Below are 20,863 nucleotides of genomic sequence, written 5' to 3'. Positions count from 1 at the left end.
GGTCAGCCTTTCACATCCATGGCCGAGCGCAGCCCGTCCGAGAGCAGGTTGAACGAGATCGAGGTGATGAAGATCGCGACGCCAGGGAGGGCCGCGACCCAGGGCTGGACGTAGATCGCGGTACGCAGCGTGTTCAGCATCAGCCCCCATTCCGGCGTCGGCGGCTTAGTGCCGAGGCCGAGGAAGGAGAGGCCCGAGGCGAGGATCATCGAGACCGAGATCAGGCTGGTCGCGTAGACGAAGATCGGGCCGAGCACGTTGCCGAGGACATGGACGCGGATGATCGTGCCCGGACCGGCGCCGCTCGCCCTGGCCGCCTCGACATAGTCCATCGAGCGCACCTGCGTCGTCACGCTCTCGGCGATGCGGGCGATCGGCGGGATGAAGACGATGGTCAGCGAGAGCAGCGAGTTGAAGATGCCGGCGCCCAGCGCTCCGGACAGCGCGATCGCCAGCAGCACCGAGGGGAAGGCGTAGAAGATGTCGACGGTGCGCATCGTGATCGTGTTGTACTTGCCGCCGAAGAAGCCGGCGGAGACGCCGATCAGCGAGCCGAACACGAAGGCGATCAAGACCGGCACCACGCCCATGAACAGCGAGAGCCTGGCGCCATGGATCAGGCGCGAGAGCATGTCGCGGCCGAGTTCGTCGGCGCCGAGCGGGTAGCCGGGCGTACCGATCGGCCGCAGGCGCCGGAGCATCGAGGAGCGCGTCGGGTCGGCCGGGGCGATATAGTCGGCGAAGATCGCCATCAGGATGATCAGCAGGACGACGATGCCGGCGCCGACCGCGACCTTGTCGCGCCGGAAGCGCCTGAAGACGCCCGACCAGTAGCCAGCTGAGCGCGCCGGCGTCGGCGCGCTGGTGGTTGCGGGGACGCTCGTCGCGGTGACTGCACTCATCTCAGCGCCTCCTCACACGGGGATCGAGCAGGCCCTGGACGATGTCGACGAGCACGTTGAGCCCGACGAAGAACATGGCCAGCACCAGGATCGTGCCCTGCAGCAGGGGCAGGTCGCGCTGGAAGATGGCGTTGCCGAGCAGGAAGCCGGTGCCCGGCCAGGAGAAGACGGTCTCGATCAGGATGGAGCCGCCGAGCAGGTAGCCGAGCTGCAGGCCCATCACGGCCAGCGCCGTCGGCGCGGCGTTCTTCACGACATGGCGGAAGACGCCGAAATCCATCAGCCCCTTGGCCCGCAGTGCCGGCACGAATTCCTGGTTCAGGATGTCGGCGACGAGCGCACGCACGGTGCGCGAGATGATGCCCATCGGGATCACCGACATGGTGACCGCCGGCAGGATCATGTGGCTGACATGCTCCCAGTCCCATTTCCAGGCGGCCGAGCCCCCGGGACCGGCGCCGCCCGGCGGCAGCCAGCCGAGCTGCACCGAGAAGACGATGACCAGCACCATGCCGAGCCAGTAATGCGGCACGGAAACGCCGAGCACCGCCAGCATCGAGGCGAACTTGTCGAGGAAGGAGCCGCGGAAATAGCCGGCGACGAAGCCGAAGAAGCAGCCGAGCACGAAGCCGATCACGGTGGCGAGGCAGGCGATCAGTAGGGTGTTGCCGACCGCGCGCCAGACCTCGCCGGCGACCGGGCGCCCGGTCGCGATCGAGGTGCCGAGATCGCCCTGGACCGCCTTCCACAGCCAGAGGCCAAACTGAACCGGGAGGGGACGGTCGAAACCGTAGAGCTTCCTGATTTCCTCCTGCATCTGCTGGGAGGCATCGGGAGGCAGCACCGAGGTGAGCGGGTCGCCGGGCGCGATATGGACGAGCAGGAAGCAGAACAGGCTGACGCCGAGCGCCACCGGCAGGACGTAAAGGATGCGCTTGGCGAGATAGGTCAGCATGGGAGGTCCCGCTTGTCATTCCGGGGCGCGGCGTAGCCGCGAACCCGGAACCCACGACTGGGCACTCCGTTTGAGCCGGGCGACGGAAGCAGCGCTCGCCGCCCGGTCGTGGGTTCCGGGTTCATCGCTCCGCGATGCCCCGGAATGACAGCGGAGGCAGTCGCGCCCATCATCCCATCACTTGTCCATCGAGATCGGCGAGAAGTCCTGGAACCAGTTCTGCGCCTGCACGAAGCCCTTCACCTTGGGCGACATGGCGCGCGGATTGACGTCGTGCGTCACCATCAGGAAGAGCGCGTCGTCGACGTATTTCTCATGCGTCTTCTGCAGGATCTTGGTCTGCTCGGCCGGATCGAAGGTGGTGCGGATCTGGTCGAAGAGCTTGTCCATCTCGGGGTCGCAATAAAGACCCCAATTGGTGCCGGCCGGCGGCTTCAGATCGCATTGCAGATGGCGGATGAAGCCGGTGAACGGGTCCTGGATGAAGTAGGTGTAGTTCATCCCGGTGCCCTTGCGCGACGAGTCGTGGTTCGCGCCGGCCCGCCAGATGTTGATCAGCGTGTTCCACTCGACCACTTCGAAATCGACCTTGATGCCGACCTCGGCGAGGTTCTGCTGGACGAACTCGTTCATCGGCAGCGGCTGCATCTGGCCCGAGCCGGAGGGCGAGATCAGGATCTTGGTCTGCAGCGGCTTCTCCGGCGAGAAGCCGGCCTCGGCCAGAAGCTTCTTTGCCTCGGCCTGGTCGAGCTTCAGCTTGAACTTCGGGTTGCCGAACCACTGGTGGCCGGGCGGATAGAAGCCCTCGGCCGGGATCATCATGCCGCCGAGGAGCTCCTTCAGGCCCTCGCGGTCGATGGCGAGATTGGCGGCCTTGCGCACGCGGATATCGTTCCAGGGCGAGCCCTCGATGCGCGAGAGGTGCCAGGTCCAGTTATGCGGATAGGCGTTGGTGACGATCCTGAAGCCGGCGCCTTTCAGAGAGGCCAGCAGGTCCGGGGAGGGCGCCTCGATCCAGTCGACCTGGCCCGAGCGCAGCGCCGCGGCGCGCGCATTCGGCTCCGGAAGCGGCAGCAGCACGAGCTTGTCGAGCTTGGGCACGCGCGCCTTGTCCCAGTAGTCCTTGAACGGCGCGAGCTCGGCCCGCTCGCGCGGCTGGAAGGCGGTGAGCTGCCACGGGCCGGTGCCGGACGGGGTCTTGGCGAAGGCTTCCCAGCTCTTGCCGAGCTTCTCCCATTGCGTCGGCGAGGACATCATCACCCAGGCGATCTGGTAGGGCAGCGTCGCGTCGGGCGATTTGGTGGTGATCTCGACCTTGTATTTGCCCAGCACCTTGTAGGTGGCGACGGCCGGAATCCGCGAGCGCCCCTGCGCCGCCTGGCGCTGGTCGAATTGCGGGCTGTCGTTCTTCAGGAGCTTGTCGAGGTTCCAGACCACCGCCTCGGCAGTGAATTCGGAGCCGTCATGGAACTTCACGCCTTCGCGCAGGGTGAAGACCCATTTCGTCTTGTCGCCGGCGTCGACCGCCCAGGCGGTGGCGAGGCCGGGCTTCAGGTCCGAGGGCTTGTCGGCGCTGGAGAGGTCCCAGTTGATCAGCGCGTCGTAGACCGTATAGCCCATGAAGCGCATGCCTTCGCCGCCCTGGTCGGTCTGGCCTGTCGTCAGCGGAATGTCCGAGGCGGTCATGCCGATGCGCAAGGTGCCCTGCGCGAGGCCCTGCTGGGCGAAGAGAGCGACGCCGGCGGCGAGCGACCAGGCGAGAGCGGAACGGACCATCGTGCACCTTTGAGCTGGAAGAGTTCCTGATCCGGCTTAGCAAGCGGCATGCCATGCTTCCGGGGGGAGGGCTGGAAGCCTTGCCGGGATGCTCGCCCTCGCGGCGGGCATCCACGTCCGGGACACGGCATTCGGCCGGCGAAGCGAAGCCGTGGATGGTCGGGACGAGCCCGACCATCGCGCAGGGCGTGAGGCCTATGGGCCCGTCACTCCATCGACATCGGCGCGAGGTCGATGAACCAGCTCTTCGGCTGGACCACGCCCTTGACCTTGGCGCTCATCGCGCGCGGGCCGACATCGTGCGCCACCCAGACGAAGGGCGCTTCCTCGACGATGCGGGCATGGAGTTTGGCCAGCGCCGCATCCCGCGCCGTGCCGTCGAAGGAGGTGCGCGCCTCGGCGATCAGCTTGTCGAACTCGTCATTGCCGAAATAGCCCCAGTTGTTGGAGACCGGCGGGAAGGTCTTGGTCGAGACGAAGCGGACCATGGCGAAGAACGGGTCCATCGCCGCATAGGTGACGTTGGTGGCGTTGGCGCCGCGAGCATTGGCGTGCTTGGCGCCCTCGCGCCAGTTGGTGAAGACGGCGTTCCACTCGCCGACCTCGAGCGCGACGTCGAAATAGCAGTCCTTCAGCGCCTGCTGCATGAACTCGTTCATGGGCAGCGGCTGCATCTGGCCGGAGCCCGAGGCCGAGGTCAGCACCTTCACCTTGGCCGGCTTGGCGGCGGAGAAGCCGGCTTCCGTCATCAGCTTCTTGGCGGCTTCGAGGTCGTATTTGATCTCGAACTTCGGATTGCCCCACCAGGGATGGCCGGGCGGCACGGTCCCCTTCGGGATTTCCATCAGCCCGCCGAGCAGTTCCTTGAGCTCGGTCCGGTTGACGCAGAGATTGGCGGCGTGGCGGACCTTCTTGTCGAGCCAGACCGAGCCTTCGGCGAAGGAGAGTTGCCAGGGCCAGACATGCGGCTGGGCGTTGGTGTAGACGGAGAAGCCGCGCTGCTTGATCTGCGGAACCGCATCAGGCGCCGGCGCCTCGATCCAGTCGACCTGGCCGGCGAGCAGGGCCGCGGTCCGGGCATTGGCCTCCGGCAGCGGCAGCAGGACGACCCGGTCGACCTTCGGCACCCGCGCCTTGTCCCAGTACTCCTTGTTGGCGACCATCTCGAAGCGTTCGCGCGGCACGAGCCGGACGCCCTTGAACGGCCCCGTGCCCGAAGGATCGGCCGAGAAGGCGGCCCAGGCCTGCTTGGCGCGCTCGCCGGCATCGGTGACCGAGGCCGAAACCGCCGCGAGCTTGGCGGCCCAATGCGCGGGCGAGGCCATGTAGAGATTGGTCAGGTTGATCGGCAGGAAGGCGTCGGGCTCGGAGGTGGTGAGCTCGACTGTCAATGGGTCGACGACCTTCGCCGACTTCAGCGTCGGCATGCGCGACACCGTAACGCCCACCTGATCGGCAGCAAAATGTGCTGCCTCTTTGTTGAGCACCTTTTCGACGTTCCAGACTACCGCTGCGGCATCGAAGGCCGAGCCATCCTGGAATTTCACGCCGGGGCGCAGCTTGAACACCCATTTGGTCTTGTCGCTGGCGTCGACGGCCCATTCGGTGGCGAGCCCGGGAATGACGACGCTCGCCTTCTCGGCCGAGGACAGGTCCCAGTTGGTCAGCCCGTCATACATCGGGATGCCAGTGAAGCGATTGCCCTCGAAGCCCTGGTCCGGCTGGCCGTGTGTGCGCGGAATATCGGCGGCGGTCATGCCGATCCGCAGGACCTTCTCCTGGGCGAGCGCCGCCGTGCCGAGTGCGGTTGAAATCCCCAGCGCCAGCAGCCCGGCGCGCGCAAAAGTCTTCGACGACATTGATCATGCTCCCCTGTGCAGCCCGGCGTTGGTTCGCGCGGATCTGCCGGGGAGCTAGCAACCGGCATGCCAGAGCGGCGGAGAGGCCTGCTTCGTGGGAGGCGTTGTCCTGTCGATCTTCCGGCGCTCGCTCACTGGCGCCGGCGCGGCAAGGATCGGGCGAGGTAGCCGAGCGCGAAGCCGACCAGCGCAAGCGAGATGCCGGTGCAGATGACGCCGGCCGGCGTTATCCGGGCGCGGCCCTGCAAGGTGACGTGCCTGCCAACGCGCAGGTCGAACTCCGCTCGCATTTCCTCGGGGTGCGCGGGAAAGGCTTCCGCGGCCACCGGCCTGGTTTCGATCTCGGGCATCATTCACCCCCTGTTTCACGCTTCGCCCGCAGGTAGAGCAGTGGCAGCAGGATGATCTGCGCGATCGTGACTGCCAGCAGTGCCCCGAAATTGTTAGGCGCGAAATTGCCGCCGGCGAATGCGTCGTGAACGTGATTAGCCGCGACGCCGAAATAGAAGAGCACGACGCAGAGGACCACTGCAGCCTTGAAGGCGAGAGGCCGCCAGAACGAGACGATCGCAGTGATCCCCATCGCCATGTCGGCCACGCCGATCTCGTACTCGAACGGGCTCGGTTGCCATCCGATCGATCGCGACGCGATCTCCGGAAAGAAAACATGGAAGCCGCCCGACCAGACGCCGCCGAGGCCGACGGGTAGCAACAGCAGCCAGTTAAGGAGCCGCGTGCCATGGGATGGCGGTGCCTTGAGGCAGCAGGCCATCACAAAGGCCAAGACGAACAGCAACGGCGTCAGGTTGCCGAGCACGAGGCGGATGATCGCTTCAATCATGACCGTCTCCGGACGAGCCTGGTGCCCAGAATGACTGAAACTGCCGGTCGACGCCATCGAGCCGCCGGCGCGGCCGGCATCGTGTTTGATCTGGATTAAGCACGCGCGTGCCGGAGCTCTGTAGCAGGGAATGGCTGCCACTTGCCGAAGTGGAGACGGTCCACTTTCTGGTGAGGACGAGATCGAAGTGATGGATGCGGTTCTGGTGGGAGGTGGAATGCTCTCGGTGGCGGGTGTCTCGTGGTGGGCCACTGTCCGTTGGAAGCTGTAGATACTTCCGGCGGTTATGCGGACTTCATAAAGTCCTGTTGGAGCGGCTGCCCGCGCTGAGGCGGCCTGCTGTATCGCCGCGCCTTGTGCCGGGCGCCTGAAGCGGGGATGCTGCCGGCGAGCCGGCCGCTCCGTGAGTCCCGTTTTTCGGAGAGGCTCGGCGCTTCGTCATTCTGCTTCGGGAGCCGTGAGATGATAATGCTGACCCGGCGGCGGCTCCTCGCGACTCTTCCCGTCCTGGCTTCGGGCCTCGCGAGCCAGCTGCGGGCGCAGCCGGCGGCGCCTGCCGGGTCCGCGATCACGCTATTCCAGGACGTCCGCATTTTCGACGGTACGGGCACTGCGCTTTCGGCGCCATCCCATGTCCTCGTCCGCGGCAACCTGATCGAGCGCATCTCGACGACGCCCATTCCCGCTGAAGCCGGAACACTTGTGATCGCAGGCGGCGGGCGGACCTTGATGCCGGGCCTGACCGACATGCACTGGCATGCGATGATGGTGCGCTCGACGCCGTCGCAGGCGATCTTCGGCAATCTCGGCTTCAACTATTTGTCGGCCGGCGCCGAGGCGACCGCCACGCTGATGCGCGGCTTCACCACCATTCGCGACATGGGCGGGCCGTCCTTCGGCCTCAAGCAGGCGATCGACGCCGGCGTTCTCCCCGGGCCGCGCATCTACCCCTCGGGGGCGGTGATCACCGTGACAAGCGGCCATGGCGACTTCCGGCAGCAGACCGAGCTGCCGCGTTCGCCGGGGACATTGTCGCGCATGGAGCAGATCGGCGGCAGCATGCTGGCCGACAGCCCGGACGAGGTGCGCCTGCGCGTCCGCGAGCAATTGATGCAGGGCGCCTCGCAGATCAAGCTGACCGCCGGGGGCGGCGTCGCATCGCCGTTCAGTCCGCTCGACGTCTCGACCTTCACGGCCGAGGAGCTTCGCGCTGCCGTCGAGGCCGCCGAGAACTGGGGGACCTACGTCACAGTTCATGCCTATACGCCCGCTGCTATCAAGCGTGCGATCGCGGCCGGCGTGAAATGCATCGAGCATGGCCATCTGATGGACGAGGCATCGGCCAAGCTGATCGCCGACAACGATATCTGGCTCAGCACGCAGGCCTTTCCCGATGAGATGGCCGAGGCGTTTCCGCCGGGCTCCGGCGAGCGCGCCAAGGCCTATTCGGTGTTCGCCGGAACGGAGAAGACCTTCGAGCTGGCGAAAAAGTACAAGCTCAAGATCGCCTTCGGCACCGACATCCTGTTCTCGGCGCAGCTCGCGACCCGGCATGGCGAACTGCTCGCCAAGTTCGCTCGCTGGTTCACGCCTGCCGAGACACTCGCCATGGCGACCGGCACGAATGCCCGCCTTCTGGAGCTGTCCGGCCTGCGCAATCCCTATCCGGGCAAGCTCGGCGTGGTCGCAGCCAACGCCCTGGCGGATCTCTTGCTGGTCGACGGCAATCCGCTCGAGAACATCAACCTCGTCGCCGATCCCCACAGGAATTTCGTGGTGATCATGAAGGATGGCCGGATCTTCAAGAATACGTTGGCGCGCTGACCGGAGCGCGGGGTCGACTCGGGCCGGCTGCGTCCGCCGGACCTCCTGTTGCTCGAATGGGCCGCTTGTCCGCCGAACCGCCGTTCCTGCGCGAGCGGAACACGGTAGGCCGTGCTTGGTTGGAGTGCCTTGAGGGCGCGCCTTCCAGCTTGGAGGCCAGCCGGAAGAAGCGCGGGGGGGCCTCATGATCATGATCGGTGAGATGGAGTTAATCGGCAGGCTGCTCATCGGCACTGCCGCCGGCGTCGCCGTCGGCTTCGAGCGGACGCGCAAGCAGAAGAGCGCGGGGATTCGGACCTTCGGTCTGGTCGGGCTTGGGACTGCTGCGGCGGCCTCGATCTTCAGCGATCCCAGCCAGACCGATGCGGCGAGCCGCGTCGTGCAGGGTATCGTGACCGGCATCGGTTTCCTCGGCGCCGGCACCATCGTGCTACGCGATCGCGAGCTGCACCCGCGCGGCCTGACGACCGCGGCCGCGATCTGGGTCACGGCCGCGCTCGGCTGCGCCGCCGGCCTCGGCGACTGGCCGATCGTCGTGACGGCGGTGTTCGTCGCTCTTCTGCTGCTTGCGGTCGATCATTCCATCGAGCGCTGGGCCGGCGGCGATCGGGACCTGGAGGCCGAGGCTTCGGGCGCCACGCAGGATCGCGAGGGCGCGCCCTCGAAGGCGCCGGAACCCTGATCCGATGCAGCCTTGGCGCCGGTCTCGCGGCGATCAGTGGATGGATTCGTCGCGGCGCAGTTCGAAGGCGAGCATGGCCTCGGCCAGTGCCTCCAGTTCGCGCGCCTTCTCGGGACTGTCGGGCGTGATGCTCAACTCGGCCACGCGCCGCTGCGCCTGCTCGAAGTCCTCGTCAGTGTGAACGGCGATAGGTGTCTTCATGTTCAAGCCCCCTCGCTGCTGCCGCGAAGTGAGCTTGCTCGCGCAACCACGCGGCTTCAACGGACAAGGAGGGGGATGGTCGGTCCCGGATGGGCGTGCCGCGGGATTCCGCCGTACCGCGAAGGCAGTAGGGCGCTACTCCTCCCGTCCCCAATTGCGCAGTTGCCGGATCGACGGTCTCGCCCGCCAGAGATCAGCCGCGAGTCGCAGACCGAAGAACAGGGCGAAGCTCGGCAGGGCTATCGCCACCGGCACGGTCGCCAGGCCCATCGCACAGCCGCCTGAATCGCCCGGGCCGCATTTCGGATCGAGGATCATCGCCGCGATCACGATCAGAACCGCAAGCACCGGGCCGACGACGAGGCCGAGGAGGCCGCTCTTGAAGGCGCGCCACAGCATCTCCCGCGGTCCTCCCCAAGCCTGCGCCCGGCCAGCGCGCGGTCACGATAGCGCGTGCGTTACGCAGCGTCGCCGCCGCACATGCGTGCGCCGTGACCCGGCCGCCATCTTGCCGCTGGCGGCGCGAGGCCGTAAACGCGCCGGAGCCGCGCCGCCATGATCACGCCCGAAAGCGGGGCCATGCGCTGCGCCCGATTGCGGGATCTGCCCGCGACCTCCCAGCGGCGTTCGGGTGGTCTGGTTCTGTAGCCCCGCAGATCGCGGCGGCAAGGAGTGTCGATGTCCTCGTTCGGCTCTGGGCTCGATCGGCTCGTTGGCTTCGCCTCGGCCAGCCATTGGCGAGCCTGCCTGCTTCTGGTCCTGATTTCGCTCGGCGCCTTCCTGCCGGGTTTTTCCAGCTTGCAGCCTTTCGACCGCGACGAGCCGCGCTTCGCCCAGGCCAGCAAGCAGATGCTGGAGACCCGCGACTTCGTCGATATCCGCTTTCAGGACGAAGCCCGGCACAAGAAGCCGGTCGGCATCTATTGGCTGCAATCGGCCACCGTCAGTGCCGGCGAGGCGCTGGGCGTGCCGGCGGCGCGCACCACGATCTGGCTCTATCGCCTGCCATCCCTGATCGGCGCGGTCGCGACCGTGCTGCTGACCTATTGGGCGCTGCTCGCCTTCGTCGGTGCGCGCCTCGCGCTGCTCGGCGGCGCGTTGATGGCCGCCGCCGTGCTGCTCGGCGTCGAGGCGCGGATCGCCAAGACCGATGCGGTTCTGGCCGCCTGCGCCGTCGCGACAATGGGCGCGCTCGCCCGGACCTGGCTCGACTGGACGCGCTCGCTCGCCTTCGTGCCGAGCCGCCATAACTGGCTGGTGTTCTGGGGGGCGACGGCTCTCGCCTTGCTGATCAAGGGGCCGATCGTGCCAATGGTCTGGGGGCTGGCGGCGCTGGTGCTGAGCATCAGGGAGCGCTCCCTGCGCTGGTTCGCGCCGCTGCGGCCCAAGGCCGGCCTGCTGCTCTGCCTTATCGTCGTCCTGCCCTGGTTCATCGCCATCGCGCTGAAGAGCGGCGGCGAGTTCTTCGCCGAGAGCGTCGGCAAGGACATGCTCGGCAAGGTCGGGGAGGGGCAGGAGAAGCATTGGGGGCCACCGGGTCTCTACCTCCTGCTGTTCTTCGGCACCTATTGGCCGTCGGCCGCGATCGCCGCCATGACCGTCCCCTTCGCCTGGATCCGGCGCCGCGAGCCGCAGATCCTCTTCCTGATCGCCTGGATCGTGCCGTCCTGGCTGGTCTTCGAGGCCGTGCCGACCAAGCTGCCGCATTACGTCCTGCCGCTTTATCCGGCGATCACGGCGCTGTTGCTGCTCGCAATGATCAATGGCGGCATCGACCGTTTCCGGCGCGGCGCGAGCCTCACCGCCGCGCTCGTCGTGCTGGTGCCGGCGGCGCTGGTCGGCGTCATCCTCTACGGCAACTGGACGCTGGACCGCACGCTGCCCTGGCTTGCCTTGCCGGTCCTGGCGCTGGCGCTGTTCTTCGCTTTCCTCGGCTTCCTTGCCTTCCAGCGCGGTGAGACCGAGGGCGCGCTCTGGCGTGGCGTGATCGCGAGCCTGCTGCTCAGCGCCGGTGTCTTCGGCCTCGCCGCGCCGAGCCTGCGCTCGCTGCAATTGTCGCCGCGGCTGGCGGAGGCGGTGCGCTCGGTCGGCTGCGCGGCGCCAAAGGTCATGACCGTCGGCTATCGCGAACCCAGCCTCGTCTTCCTCGTCGGCACCGATCTCGCGATGGGCTATGACGGCGCCGCTGCCGCCGCCTTCCTGCGCGAGCCCGGCTGCCGTGTCGCGCTGGTCGAGCAGCGCGTCTCGCAGGGCTTCACCGAAGGCATCGCCGGATTGACGCCGGCGCCGCGCCTCGCCACCACGATCCAGGGCTTCAACCTCAATGGCGGCAAGCGCCTCTCGATCAGCGTCTATGTGCGCGACTGATCGGCGCTTGCCCCGTGGCGTCGCTTGACGCAGTTTGCGCCCGTAACTGCAGAAAGACCCGTTTCCGTGACCGAATCCGTGCCTTCCGCCGGCCCGCCGCGCCTCAGCATCGTCGTTCCCGTGCGCAACGAGGCGGGCAATATCGCGCCGCTGGTCGGCGACATCGAGGACGCCTGCAGCGCGATCGCGCCGTTCGAGGTGATCTATGTCGATGACGGCTCGAGCGACGGCACGGCCGCGGCGCTCGCCGAACTCGCTGGGAGCAGGCCCTGGCTGCGCATCGTCCGCCATGCTCAGTCCTGCGGTCAGTCGGCCGCCGTTCGCAGCGGGGTCCGGGTGGCAACGGCGCAGATCGTCGCGACGCTCGACGGGGACGGCCAGAACGACCCGTCCTTCCTGCCGGCGATGCTGGCGCAGCTCGAAGCGGCCGGGCCGGGCGTCGGCCTGATCCAGGGGCAGCGCGTCGGCCGCAAGGATACCGGTTTCAAGCGCTTCCAGTCGCGCATCGCCAACAAGGTTCGCGGTGCCGTGCTGAAGGATGCGACCCGCGACACCGGCTGCGGGCTGAAATGCTTCCGTCGCGAAGCCTATCTCGCTTTGCCCTATTTCGATGCGCTGCATCGCTTCATGCCGGCGCTGGTCGTGCGCGAAGGCTATGCCGTCGCCCATCATGACGTGCGTGACCGCCAGCGCCTGACCGGCGTCTCGAATTACGGCTTCTTCGACCGGCTCTGGGTCGGCATGCTGGACCTGATGGGCGTATGGTGGCTGATCAGGCGCCGGAAGCGGGTGCCGCAGATCGTAGCGGAGGCGCGCTGATGCTCGTCGACCTGCAGAACATGATCGGGGACTATTTCCACGACGTCTTCGTCAACAATGTCGACTGGTGGGTGCTGCTCGGCGTCGTCGCGCAGGGCCTCTTCACCATGCGCTTCGTGGTGCAGTGGATCGCCAGCGAGAAGGCGCAGCGCTCTGTCGTGCCGATGACCTTCTGGTGGTTCTCGATCGGCGGCGGCACGCTGCTGCTCGTCTACGCGCTCTACCGGCGCGACCCCGTCTTCATCCTCGGGCAGGGCTTCGGCGTCTTCGTCTACCTGCGTAATCTGCAGTTCATCCTGCGGGCCAAGGCGCGCGGAGAGGATACCAATTCCGGACCGGGCTGAGCGGCGCGCTCAGTACTCATCCGTGCCGAAGCCGTGGCGCGCCATCATGGCGCGTTGCCACTCGCTGCCCAGAAGTCTGGCGAGCGCATCGTCGAAGCGCCGGCGCAGTGCCGCGCTTGACCTGCCGAAGGCGAAGGCGCCACTGGCGGGCGCTCCGTCGCTGGCGGTGACGACTGCAAGCGACGGATCCGGCCGGCGGGCGAGATGGCCGCGATGCGCCATGGCGACGCTGGCATAGGCGTCGGCCCGGCCATCGCTGACCGCCTGCACGGCTTCCTCCTGTGTCGCCACCCGCAGAATTTTCTCCGGCGCGATGCCGGCGCGCAGGCCAGCCTGCTCCTGCACCTGCCCGCCGACGACCACCAGCCGGGCATTGGCGCTCGCCACCGCCCGATAGCTCCTCAGTCGCCCTTGCTCGCCCGAGCGTACCAGCAGTCCGTCAGCGAGCGACCAGACCGGCCGGCTGAAGTCGATGATCGCCTGCCGCTCCGGGGTGATGAAGAGCGGCGTCGTGAGCGTCCAGCGGCCGGAGGTCAGGCCCGGCAGCAGCTCGGCGAAGGTGGTGAGCCGTGCCTCGAAGCTGGTGACGCCGAGCGCGGTGAGCGTCGCGGCCACGAGCTCGACATCGCTGCCCGCGGCTCCGCCGCCCCTGCCCGGGTAGCAGAAGGGCGGCTCGTCGAGATAGGCGAAGACCACCGGCCCCGGCGTCACCGGCGTATCGGGCCTCAGGAGGCCGCTCTCAGCCGTGCGAAGCCGGCGTCGAGGTCCTCCTTGAGGTCTTCGAGATCTTCCAGCCCGATATGCAGCCGGATCGTCGGCCCGGCGAAGCCCGGCTTGGTGGCCGTGCGGTAGGCCGTGCAGTCGAAGGGCAGGACGAGGCTCTCATAGCCGCCCCAGGACGCGCCCATGCCGAACAGGGAGAGCCCGTCCAGCATCGCGCCGACCGCCTTGGTCGGGACCGGCTTGAGTTCGATCGCGAACAGCGAGGAGGCGCCGGTGAAGTCGCGCTTCCAGATCGCGTGGCCGGGATCGCTCGGCAGGGCAGGGTGCAGCACACGCGCCACTTCCGGACGCGCCGCGAGCCAGTTCGCCATCTCGATGCCGGCCGGCATCTGCTCCTTCAGGCGAATGTGCATGGTGCGGATGCCGCGCAGGGTCAGGAAGGCATCCTCCGGCGCGATGATCACGCCGAGCGTCTCCCAGGCCTCGCGCAGGCGCTTGTAGAGCTCCGGCGTCCGCGCTGAGACCGTGCCGATCAGCACGTCGGAATGGCCGGCATAGTACTTCGTCCCGGCCTGGACTGATAGGTCGACGCCGAACTTGTGGGAATCGAAGAAGAGCGGCGTCGCCCAGGTATTATCCATCAGGACCAGCACGTCGCGGGCATGGGCCGCCTCGACGATGGCCGGGATGTCCTGCATCTCGAAGGTCTGCGAGCCCGGCGCCTCGGTCCAGACCGCCTTGGTGTTGGGCTTGAACAGCCCGGCGATGCCGGCGCCGATGGCGGGGTCGTAATAGGTGACGTCGACGCCCATGCGCTTCAGCATCTTGTCGCAGAAGATTCGCGTCGGCCGGTAGACGCTGTCCGTCACCAGAAGGTGATCGCCGGAGGAGAGCACGGCCAGCATCGGCAGCGTGCAGGCGAGCAGGCCGGAGGGGCAGACCACGGTGCCGGCGCCGCCCTCCATCGTGTTCAGCGCCGCCAACAGCGCGTCGATCGTCGGGTTGCCCTGCGTGCCATAGGTGTAGCGCGCCTTGCGGACCATGAAGTCTTCCATGTTCGGATAGACGACGGTCGACCCCCGGACGATAGGCGGATTGACGAAGCCATAGGAATCGGCCGGATCGCGGCCGGCAAGGACAAGGCGGGTCTTCTCGCGCAGGCGCGAGAATTCGGGCGATGACAGCTTTTTCATGGGATCTCGGCCGGGCCGCGGGGCAGGAACGGGGCAGGAATCGGAGGCGGTCACACTTGACCACCCCCTGAAACTCGCATGTGATGTTTGAGGTGAAAAGAGGCAGGCGCGCAGGGGAGCCGTTGCTTGACGCTCATGGGTCGCTCTGGCAATCGACCGACGCCGGACACCACTCAGGAGTTGTGCATCAAACGGGACAACCAAGTCGCGACGATGCCAGGTTACCGGCACATTCCCGTCGGCAGTTGCCGGTGGGGAAACCAATGGGAGAGAGTACTATGAAAAAGATCATGGCAGCCGCGGTCGCCGGGCTGGGCCTGGCGTTCGCCGCGACGACGGCGCAGGCGCAGGCGCCGCAGACCCTGGCCCAGGTGAAGAGCCGCAATACCTTGAACTGCGGCTCCAATACGGGCCTTGCCGGCTTCGGTCTGCCGGATGCCCAGGGCAACTGGGTCGGCCTCGACGTCGATCTCTGCCGGGCGATCTCGGCGACGATCTTCAACGATCCGACCAAGATCAAGTTCATCCCGCTTTCGGCCAAGGACCGCTTCACCGCGCTGCAGTCCGGCGAAGTCGACGTGCTGGTCCGCAATTCGACCTGGACGATGTCGCGCGATACCGCCCTCGGCCTGCTCTTCACCGGCGTGAACTACTATGACGGCCAGGGCTTCATGGTCCGTAAGAAGCTCGGCGTCACCTCGGCGCTGCAGCTCTCCGGCGCCTCGGTCTGCACCCAGCAGGGCACCACGACCGAGCTCAACCTCGCCGACTTCTTCCGCGCCAACAACCTGAAGTACGAGGTCGTCGCCTTCGCCACCTCGGACGAGACGGTCAAGGCCTATGACTCCGGGCGCTGCGACGCCTTCACCACCGACGCCTCCGGCCTCTATGCCGAGCGCCTGAAGCTGACCGCGCCGGACGACCACATGGTCCTGCCGGAGATCATCTCGAAGGAGCCGCTTGGACCGGCGACGCGCAATAACGACGCGCAGTGGTTCAACCTGGTGAAGTGGGTGCATTTCGCCATGGTGAATGCCGAGGAGCTCGGCGTGACCAAGGCCAATGTCGACGAGATGCTGAAGTCGCCGAATCCGGAGATCAAGCGCCTGCTCGGCACCGAAGGCAAGTTCGGCGAGGCCATCGGCCTGACGCCCGACTGGGCCTACCGGATTATCAAGCACGTCGGCAATTACGGCGAGAGCTTCGAGAAGAATGTCGGCCAGGGCTCGCTGCTGAAGATCGCGCGCGGCCAGAACGCGCTCTGGACCAAGGGCGGCCTGCAATACGCCCCGCCGGTGCGTTGATTTGATCGGGGCGGCCGCTTCGGCGGTCGCCCCTTTTTACCTCCAGAAGCGCTGGAAAAGCTGGTTTGCGCGGGCCGGGTGGGCCGGCTTTTGCCAGTCGACAGAGAACGGGCCGAACCCGTTCCACGAGACAGGGGAAAGGCATGATCAGAATCATCGGCGCGGCGCTGCTCGTCGTCGCCAGCGTATTCGGCACTGCGCATGCGCAGGCGCCCCGGACTCTCGATCAGGTCAAGAGCCGCGGCGCCCTGAACTGCGGTGCCAATCCGGGCCTGATCGGCTTCGGCGCTCCCGACGCGCAGGGCAACTGGAGCGGGCTCGACGTCGAATATTGCCGCGCCATCGCCGCCGCGATCTTCGGCGACGCCTCCAAAGTCAAGTTCATCCCGCTCTCGGCCAATGACCGCTTCAAGGCGCTGCTGGCCGGCGAGGTCGACGTACTGATCCGCAATTCGACCTGGACGATCTCGAACGACACCCCGCCCGGACTGCTCTTCGTCGGCGTGAACTATTTCGACGGCCAGGGGATCATGGTCCGCCGCAAGCTCGGCGTCACCTCGGTGATGCAGCTCTCCGGCGCCTCGATCTGCGCCCAGCGCGGCACCACGACCGAGCTCAACCTCGCCGACTTCTTCCGCGTCAACAAGCTGAAGTACAAGGTCGTCTCCTTTGATACCGGCGCCGAGACGATCAAGGCCTATGACGCCGGCCGTTGCGACGCCTTCACCACGGATGCCTCATCGCTCTACGCCGAGCGTCTCAAGCTGACGGCGCCGGATGACCACATGGTGCTGCTGGAAATCATCTCGAAGGAGCCGCTCGGCCCGCTGACGCGCGACAACGACTCGCAATGGTTCAAGCTGGTGAGATGGGTCCACTTCGCCATGCTGAACGGCGAGGAACTCGGTGTCACCAAGGCGAATGTCGACCAGATGCTGAAGTCGGAGAATCCCGAGATCAAGCGCCTGCTCGGCACCGACGGCGCGTTCGGCGAGGGCCTCGGCTTGACCAAGGACTGGGCCTACCGGATCATCAAGCATGTCGGCAATTACGGCGAGAGCTTCGAGCGCACCGTCGGCAATCGCTCGGTATTGAAGATGATGCGCGGCCAGAACGCGCTTTGGACAAGTGGTGGCCTGCAGTACGCGCCGCCGATCCGGTGAGCTGAGACGGGAGCGGACACGCCAGATTCGTACGCTCCACACGCCTTTCTCGTTGCTGCCAGGAAAGGAGACCGGGCGGACCGGGGGCTGGTCCGGGACTTGCTAGCTAACCGAGAACGGGCAGGAACCCGTTCCGAAAACAGGGGACAGCAAGATGAAGAAACTCATGGGCGCGGCGCTCATCGCCGCCGCCGGCGTGATGGGAGTCTCTGCAGCACAGGCGCAGGGCGGCGGTGTTCTGGCCCAGGTGAAGAGCAAGGGAACGCTTACCTGTGGCGTCGGCCCCGGTCTCGCCGGTTTCGGAATGCCCGACGCGCAAGGCAACTGGAGCGGGCTCGACGTCGACCTCTGCCGTGCCATCGCCGCGGCGATCTTCAACGACCCTTCCAAGGTCAAGTTCATTCCACTCTCGTCGAAGGACCGCTTCACCGCGCTGCAATCGGGCGAGGTGGACCTGCTCTCGCGCAACACGACCTGGACGATGTCGCGCGACACCTCGCTCGGCCTCAACTTCGCGGGCGTCAACTATTATGACGGCCAGGGCTTCATGGTCCGCAAGAAGCTCGGCGTCGAATCCGCGATGAAGCTCGAAGGCGCGTCGGTGTGCACGCAGCAGGGCACCACGACCGAGCTGAACCTCGCCGACTTCTTCCGCACCAACAAGATGAAGTACGAGGTCGTCGCCTTCGCCACCAATGACGAGACGGTCAAGGCCTATGAATCCGGACGCTGCGACGCCTTCACCACGGACGCGTCGGGGCTCTATGCCGAGCGCCTGAAGCTCAGCGTTCCCGCCGATCACATCGTGCTGCCCGAGATCATTTCGAAGGAGCCGCTCGGGCCCGTCGTGCGCCATGGCGACGATCTCTGGCTCGATGTCGTCAAATGGACGTATAATGCCATGCTGAATGCCGAGGAGCTCGGCATCACCAAGGCCAATGTCGACGACATGCTGAAATCGGAAAACCCCGAGATCAAGCGCCTGGTCGGCACCGAAGGCAAGTTCGGCGAGGCGATCGGCCTGACCAATGACTGGGCCTACCGGATCGTCAAGCATATCGGCAATTATGGCGAGAGCTTCGAGCGCAATGTCGGCATGGGCTCGTTGCTGAAGATCGCGCGCGGCCAGAATGCGCTCTGGACCAAGGGCGGCCTGCAATACGCGCCGCCTATTCGCTGAACTTTAGCGGCGTGCGGCTTTCGGGCCGCGCGCCGTCCACCTTGTCTCCGCATGGGTGAGCCGCACAAAAATGGCCGCGATCGGTCTTTCGAAGGATCGATTCCGGACCTCGGCCGCCAGATTTGAAAAGGGCGTCAGACGTGTCCACGATTTCCACGGAGCCGGTCCGACCGGGCAGAGCATCGCTTCTCTACGACCCCAAGATCAGGGGGTATGTCTATCAACTGGCCTTGCTCGCCGTCGTCGGCTTTCTGATCTACTCCGCCGCGTCCAACGCCATCGAGAACCTGCGGGCGCAGAAGATCGCCTCGGGCTTCGGCTTCTGGCACAACGCCTCGGGCTTCGACGTCAACCAGAAGCTGATCCCCTATGATGCCTCGACCGGCACTTATGGGCGTGCCTTCTGGGTCGGCCTGCTCAACACGCTGCTCGTCGCAGCGATCGGCATCGTGCTGTCGACCTTCCTCGGCTTCTTCGTCGGCGTCGCTCGGCTTTCGACCAACTGGGTCGTGGCGAAGATCGCGATGGTCTATGTCGAGGTCATCCGCAATCTGCCGCTGCTGCTGCAACTGTTCTTCTGGTACAATGCGGTGCTGAAACCGCTGCCCAATCCGCGGCAGTCGATCCAGCTGCCGGCGGGGGCACTGCTCAACAATCGCGGCCTCTACATTCCCGATCCGCATCTCGGCCCCGGCGGCAGCCTGATCGTCTGGGCCTGCCTGCTCGGTATCGTCGCAACGCTGGTCTTCCGTCACTGGGCCCACAAGCAACAGGCCGCGACCGGCAAGCAATATCCGATCGGGCTGGTTGCGCTCGGCCTGATCGTGCTCCTGCCGCTGGCGGTCTATTTCGTCACCGGGCGCCCGGTCTCCTTCGTCTATCCGGAGCTCGCCGGCTTCAACCTGCGCGGCGGCATCCAGATCTTCCCCGAGTTCGTGGCGCTGCTGCTCGGCCTGACTACCTATACGGCGGGCTTCATCGCCGAGGTCGTGCGGGCCGGCATCCTCGCGGTCTCCAAGGGCCAGACCGAAGCGGCCAATGCGCTCGGCCTCAGGGCAGGGCCGACGCTCAAGCTCGTGGTGATCCCGCAGGCGATGCGGGTGATCATCCCGCCGCTGACCTCGAACTACCTCAACCTGACCAAGAACTCCTCGCTCGCGGTCGCGATCGGTTATCCCGATCTCGTCCAGGTCTTCACCGGGACGGTGCTGAACCAGACTGGCCAGGCGGTCGAGGTCGTCGCCATCACCATGGCGGTGTACCTCACGATCTCGCTGGTGACGTCGCTGTTCATGAACATCTACAACCGGCGCATGGCGCTGGTCGAACGGTGAGGGCGCCCCGATGACCGATGCAACCACCGAACTGGCGCCCTACGCCTTCGTCCGCAAGGAAACCCTCGAGCAGCAGGCGGCGCCGCTTTCCGTCGCCGGGCCGCTGGCCTGGGTTCGCAACAATCTGTTCTCCGGGCCGGTGAACACGCTGCTGACGCTGCTCTGCGTCTACATCGTCGTGGTCTCGGTGCCGGAGCTCGTCCGCTTCTACTTCATCGACGCGGTCTGGACCGGTGCCAATCGCGATGCCTGCCTCGCCGAAAAGGTCGGCCGGCCGGTCGGGGCCTGCTGGGCCTATGTCGCCGACCGCCTGCAGTACTTCATCTACGGCTCCTATCCGATCAGCGAGCGTTGGCGGGTCAACATCGTCTTCGCGCTGTTCGCGATCGGCGTGGTCTGGATGCTCTGGAACCAGGCGCCGAAGAAGAAGCTCGGCCTGTTCTACTTCTTCGTGCTGATGCCGATCGCCGCCTATGTCCTGCTCCTGGGCGGGGCTGGCGCCGAACGCCTGCTGCGCAACGGCCTGATCGTGTCGCTGGTGCTCGCGGCGATCTATGTCGTGCTCTCCTTCGTCCCGCAGCTGGTGGGCTCCTATCTCGGCGCGGCCAACCTCGCCGTGGTCCGGGAGGCTTCGCCGCTGAAGCGCTTCTCCGGCCCCAAGCAGCTGGTGCTCTTCGCGCTGGTCGTTTTCGTGCTGCTCGGCCTGCTGGCCAGCTCGATCGGCCTGCCGCGCGTCGATACCGGCCTCTGGGGCGGCATGACGGTCACCTTCCTGATCGCGGCGGTGGGCATCGTCTTCTCGCTGCCCTTCGGCATCCTGCTCGCTTTGGGCCGGCGCTCGAAGCTGCCGATCATCCAGCTGCTCTCGGTGATCTTCATCGAGTTCGTGCGCGGCGTGCCGCTGATCACCGTGCTGTTCATGGCCAACACCATGCTGCCGCTGTTCGTGCCGCAGGAATGGTCGCCGGACCGGCTGCTGCGGCCGCTAGTCGGCGTCGCCATGTTCGCCGCCGCCTACATGGCGGAGGTGATTCGCGGCGGCCTGCAGGCGATGCCCAAGGGCCAGTACGAGGGCGCGATGTCGCTCGGGCTCGGCTATTGGAGCATGATGCGGCTGATCATCCTGCCGCAGGCACTGCGGATCGTGATCCCGGGCATCGTCAACACCTTCATCGGGCTGTTCAAGGATACGACGCTGGTCACCATCGTCGGCATCTTCGACTTCCTGCGCACCATCGAGGCGACCCTGGTCGACCCGACCTGGGCAACACCGACCACCCGCGCGACCGGCTATGCCTTCGCTGCGATCTTTTATTTCCTGTGCTGTTGGGGCATGTCTCGCTATTCGATCTCGGTCGAGAAGCGGCTTGCCGCCGGCCAGAAGCGTTGAGGAGGA

20 protein-coding genes are annotated in these 20,863 nt (G+C 66.3%); 10 read left to right on the top strand and 10 right to left on the bottom strand.

Going from position 1 to position 20,863, the window contains the following annotated elements; genetic code table 11:
* Positions 1 to 2 precede the first annotated feature (2 nt).
* The 6 genes from AC1REK_RS11945 to AC1REK_RS11920 all read right to left on the bottom strand — a co-directional run bounded on the left by AC1REK_RS11945 (position 3) and on the right by AC1REK_RS11920 (position 6,333).
* Positions 3 to 902 (bottom strand): ABC transporter permease, encoded by a 900-nt coding sequence (locus AC1REK_RS11945; protein WP_492267878.1) that lies wholly within the window; start codon positions 900 to 902, stop codon positions 3 to 5.
* 1 nt (position 903) lies between these two features.
* A complete protein-coding gene (locus tag AC1REK_RS11940) occupies positions 904 to 1,857 on the bottom strand; it encodes an ABC transporter permease (protein WP_327521536.1) in 954 nt (317 codons plus the stop codon).
* A 177-nt stretch (positions 1,858 to 2,034) separates the two neighbouring features.
* A complete protein-coding gene (locus AC1REK_RS11935) occupies positions 2,035 to 3,633 on the bottom strand; it encodes an ABC transporter substrate-binding protein (RefSeq protein ID WP_492267879.1) in 1,599 nt (532 codons plus the stop codon).
* A 206-nt stretch (positions 3,634 to 3,839) separates the two neighbouring features.
* A complete protein-coding gene (locus tag AC1REK_RS11930) occupies positions 3,840 to 5,492 on the bottom strand; it encodes an ABC transporter substrate-binding protein (RefSeq protein ID WP_492267880.1) in 1,653 nt (550 codons plus the stop codon).
* A gap of 131 nt (positions 5,493 to 5,623) precedes the next feature.
* Positions 5,624 to 5,842: a hypothetical protein gene (locus AC1REK_RS11925; protein ID WP_492267881.1), complete on the bottom strand. Its 219-nt coding sequence runs from the start codon at positions 5,840 to 5,842 to the stop codon at positions 5,624 to 5,626.
* Entirely contained in the window at positions 5,842 to 6,333 is a 492-nt protein-coding gene (locus tag AC1REK_RS11920) for a DUF6790 family protein (protein ID WP_492267882.1), read from the bottom strand. Before AC1REK_RS11920 ends, AC1REK_RS11925 begins: the two co-directional genes overlap by 1 nt.
* Positions 6,334 to 6,795: 462 nt before the next feature.
* Here AC1REK_RS11920 and AC1REK_RS11915 point away from each other — a divergent pair, with 462 nt between their 5' ends.
* Together AC1REK_RS11915 and AC1REK_RS11910 are read left to right on the top strand one after the other, a co-directional pair.
* Positions 6,796 to 8,157, top strand: coding sequence for a metal-dependent hydrolase family protein (locus tag AC1REK_RS11915; protein ID WP_492267883.1), 1,362 nt, complete (start codon positions 6,796 to 6,798; stop codon positions 8,155 to 8,157).
* A gap of 184 nt (positions 8,158 to 8,341) precedes the next feature.
* On the top strand, positions 8,342 to 8,839 hold the full coding sequence (locus tag AC1REK_RS11910) for an MgtC/SapB family protein (protein ID WP_316017269.1): 498 nt from the start codon (positions 8,342 to 8,344) through the stop codon (positions 8,837 to 8,839).
* A gap of 33 nt (positions 8,840 to 8,872) precedes the next feature.
* Here the strand turns inward: AC1REK_RS11910 and AC1REK_RS11905 are convergent, their stop codons facing one another.
* Positions 8,873 to 9,040 carry a hypothetical protein gene (locus AC1REK_RS11905; RefSeq protein ID WP_492267884.1) on the bottom strand — a complete coding sequence of 56 codons (168 nt, stop codon included), beginning with the start codon at positions 9,038 to 9,040 and terminating at the stop codon, positions 8,873 to 8,875.
* A 135-nt stretch (positions 9,041 to 9,175) separates the two neighbouring features.
* Positions 9,176 to 9,439, bottom strand: coding sequence for a hypothetical protein (locus AC1REK_RS11900; protein WP_492267885.1), 264 nt, complete (start codon positions 9,437 to 9,439; stop codon positions 9,176 to 9,178).
* 279 nt (positions 9,440 to 9,718) lie between these two features.
* On the opposite strand from AC1REK_RS11900, the gene AC1REK_RS11895 reads away from it, so the two are divergent.
* The 3 genes from AC1REK_RS11895 to AC1REK_RS11885 all read left to right on the top strand — a co-directional run bounded on the left by AC1REK_RS11895 (position 9,719) and on the right by AC1REK_RS11885 (position 12,570).
* Positions 9,719 to 11,407: an ArnT family glycosyltransferase gene (locus tag AC1REK_RS11895; protein ID WP_492267886.1), complete on the top strand. Its 1,689-nt coding sequence runs from the start codon at positions 9,719 to 9,721 to the stop codon at positions 11,405 to 11,407.
* A 66-nt stretch (positions 11,408 to 11,473) separates the two neighbouring features.
* A complete protein-coding gene (locus AC1REK_RS11890) occupies positions 11,474 to 12,226 on the top strand; it encodes a glycosyltransferase family 2 protein (protein WP_316017265.1) in 753 nt (250 codons plus the stop codon).
* Complete coding sequence (locus AC1REK_RS11885; protein ID WP_316017264.1) at positions 12,226 to 12,570, top strand: lipid-A-disaccharide synthase N-terminal domain-containing protein; 345 nt, start codon at positions 12,226 to 12,228, stop codon at positions 12,568 to 12,570. The genes AC1REK_RS11890 and AC1REK_RS11885 overlap by 1 nt, the downstream gene beginning before the upstream one ends.
* A gap of 9 nt (positions 12,571 to 12,579) precedes the next feature.
* On the opposite strand, the gene AC1REK_RS11880 is transcribed toward AC1REK_RS11885, so the two are convergent.
* The gene (locus AC1REK_RS11880; protein ID WP_492267887.1) at positions 12,580 to 13,281 is read right to left on the bottom strand and encodes a transporter substrate-binding domain-containing protein; all 702 of its coding nucleotides are present in this window, start codon (positions 13,279 to 13,281) and stop codon (positions 12,580 to 12,582) included.
* 14 nt (positions 13,282 to 13,295) lie between these two features.
* Positions 13,296 to 14,486 (bottom strand): cystathionine beta-lyase, encoded by a 1,191-nt coding sequence (gene metC / locus AC1REK_RS11875; RefSeq protein ID WP_492267888.1) that lies wholly within the window; start codon positions 14,484 to 14,486, stop codon positions 13,296 to 13,298.
* A 278-nt stretch (positions 14,487 to 14,764) separates the two neighbouring features.
* On the opposite strand from metC, the gene AC1REK_RS11870 reads away from it, so the two are divergent.
* From AC1REK_RS11870 to AC1REK_RS11850, 5 genes are all read left to right on the top strand, one after another.
* Positions 14,765 to 15,790: an amino acid ABC transporter substrate-binding protein gene (locus AC1REK_RS11870; RefSeq protein WP_316017261.1), complete on the top strand. Its 1,026-nt coding sequence runs from the start codon at positions 14,765 to 14,767 to the stop codon at positions 15,788 to 15,790.
* Positions 15,791 to 15,933: 143 nt separating this feature from the next.
* On the top strand, positions 15,934 to 16,953 hold the full coding sequence (locus tag AC1REK_RS11865) for an amino acid ABC transporter substrate-binding protein (RefSeq protein ID WP_316017260.1): 1,020 nt from the start codon (positions 15,934 to 15,936) through the stop codon (positions 16,951 to 16,953).
* Positions 16,954 to 17,107: 154 nt separating this feature from the next.
* Entirely contained in the window at positions 17,108 to 18,133 is a 1,026-nt protein-coding gene (locus AC1REK_RS11860; RefSeq protein ID WP_492267889.1) for an amino acid ABC transporter substrate-binding protein, read from the top strand.
* Positions 18,134 to 18,273: 140 nt separating this feature from the next.
* Entirely contained in the window at positions 18,274 to 19,467 is a 1,194-nt protein-coding gene (locus tag AC1REK_RS11855; RefSeq protein ID WP_492267890.1) for an amino acid ABC transporter permease, read from the top strand.
* Positions 19,468 to 19,477: 10 nt separating this feature from the next.
* On the top strand, positions 19,478 to 20,857 hold the full coding sequence (locus AC1REK_RS11850) for an amino acid ABC transporter permease (protein WP_492267891.1): 1,380 nt from the start codon (positions 19,478 to 19,480) through the stop codon (positions 20,855 to 20,857).
* The last annotated feature ends 6 nt before the right edge of the window (positions 20,858 to 20,863 follow it).

This window comes from Allobosea sp. GW823-FHT02B03 (genome assembly GCF_058797755.1).
The sequence above is the reverse complement of the archived record's forward strand: the minus strand, read 5'-3'. Positions and strand labels throughout refer to the sequence as shown.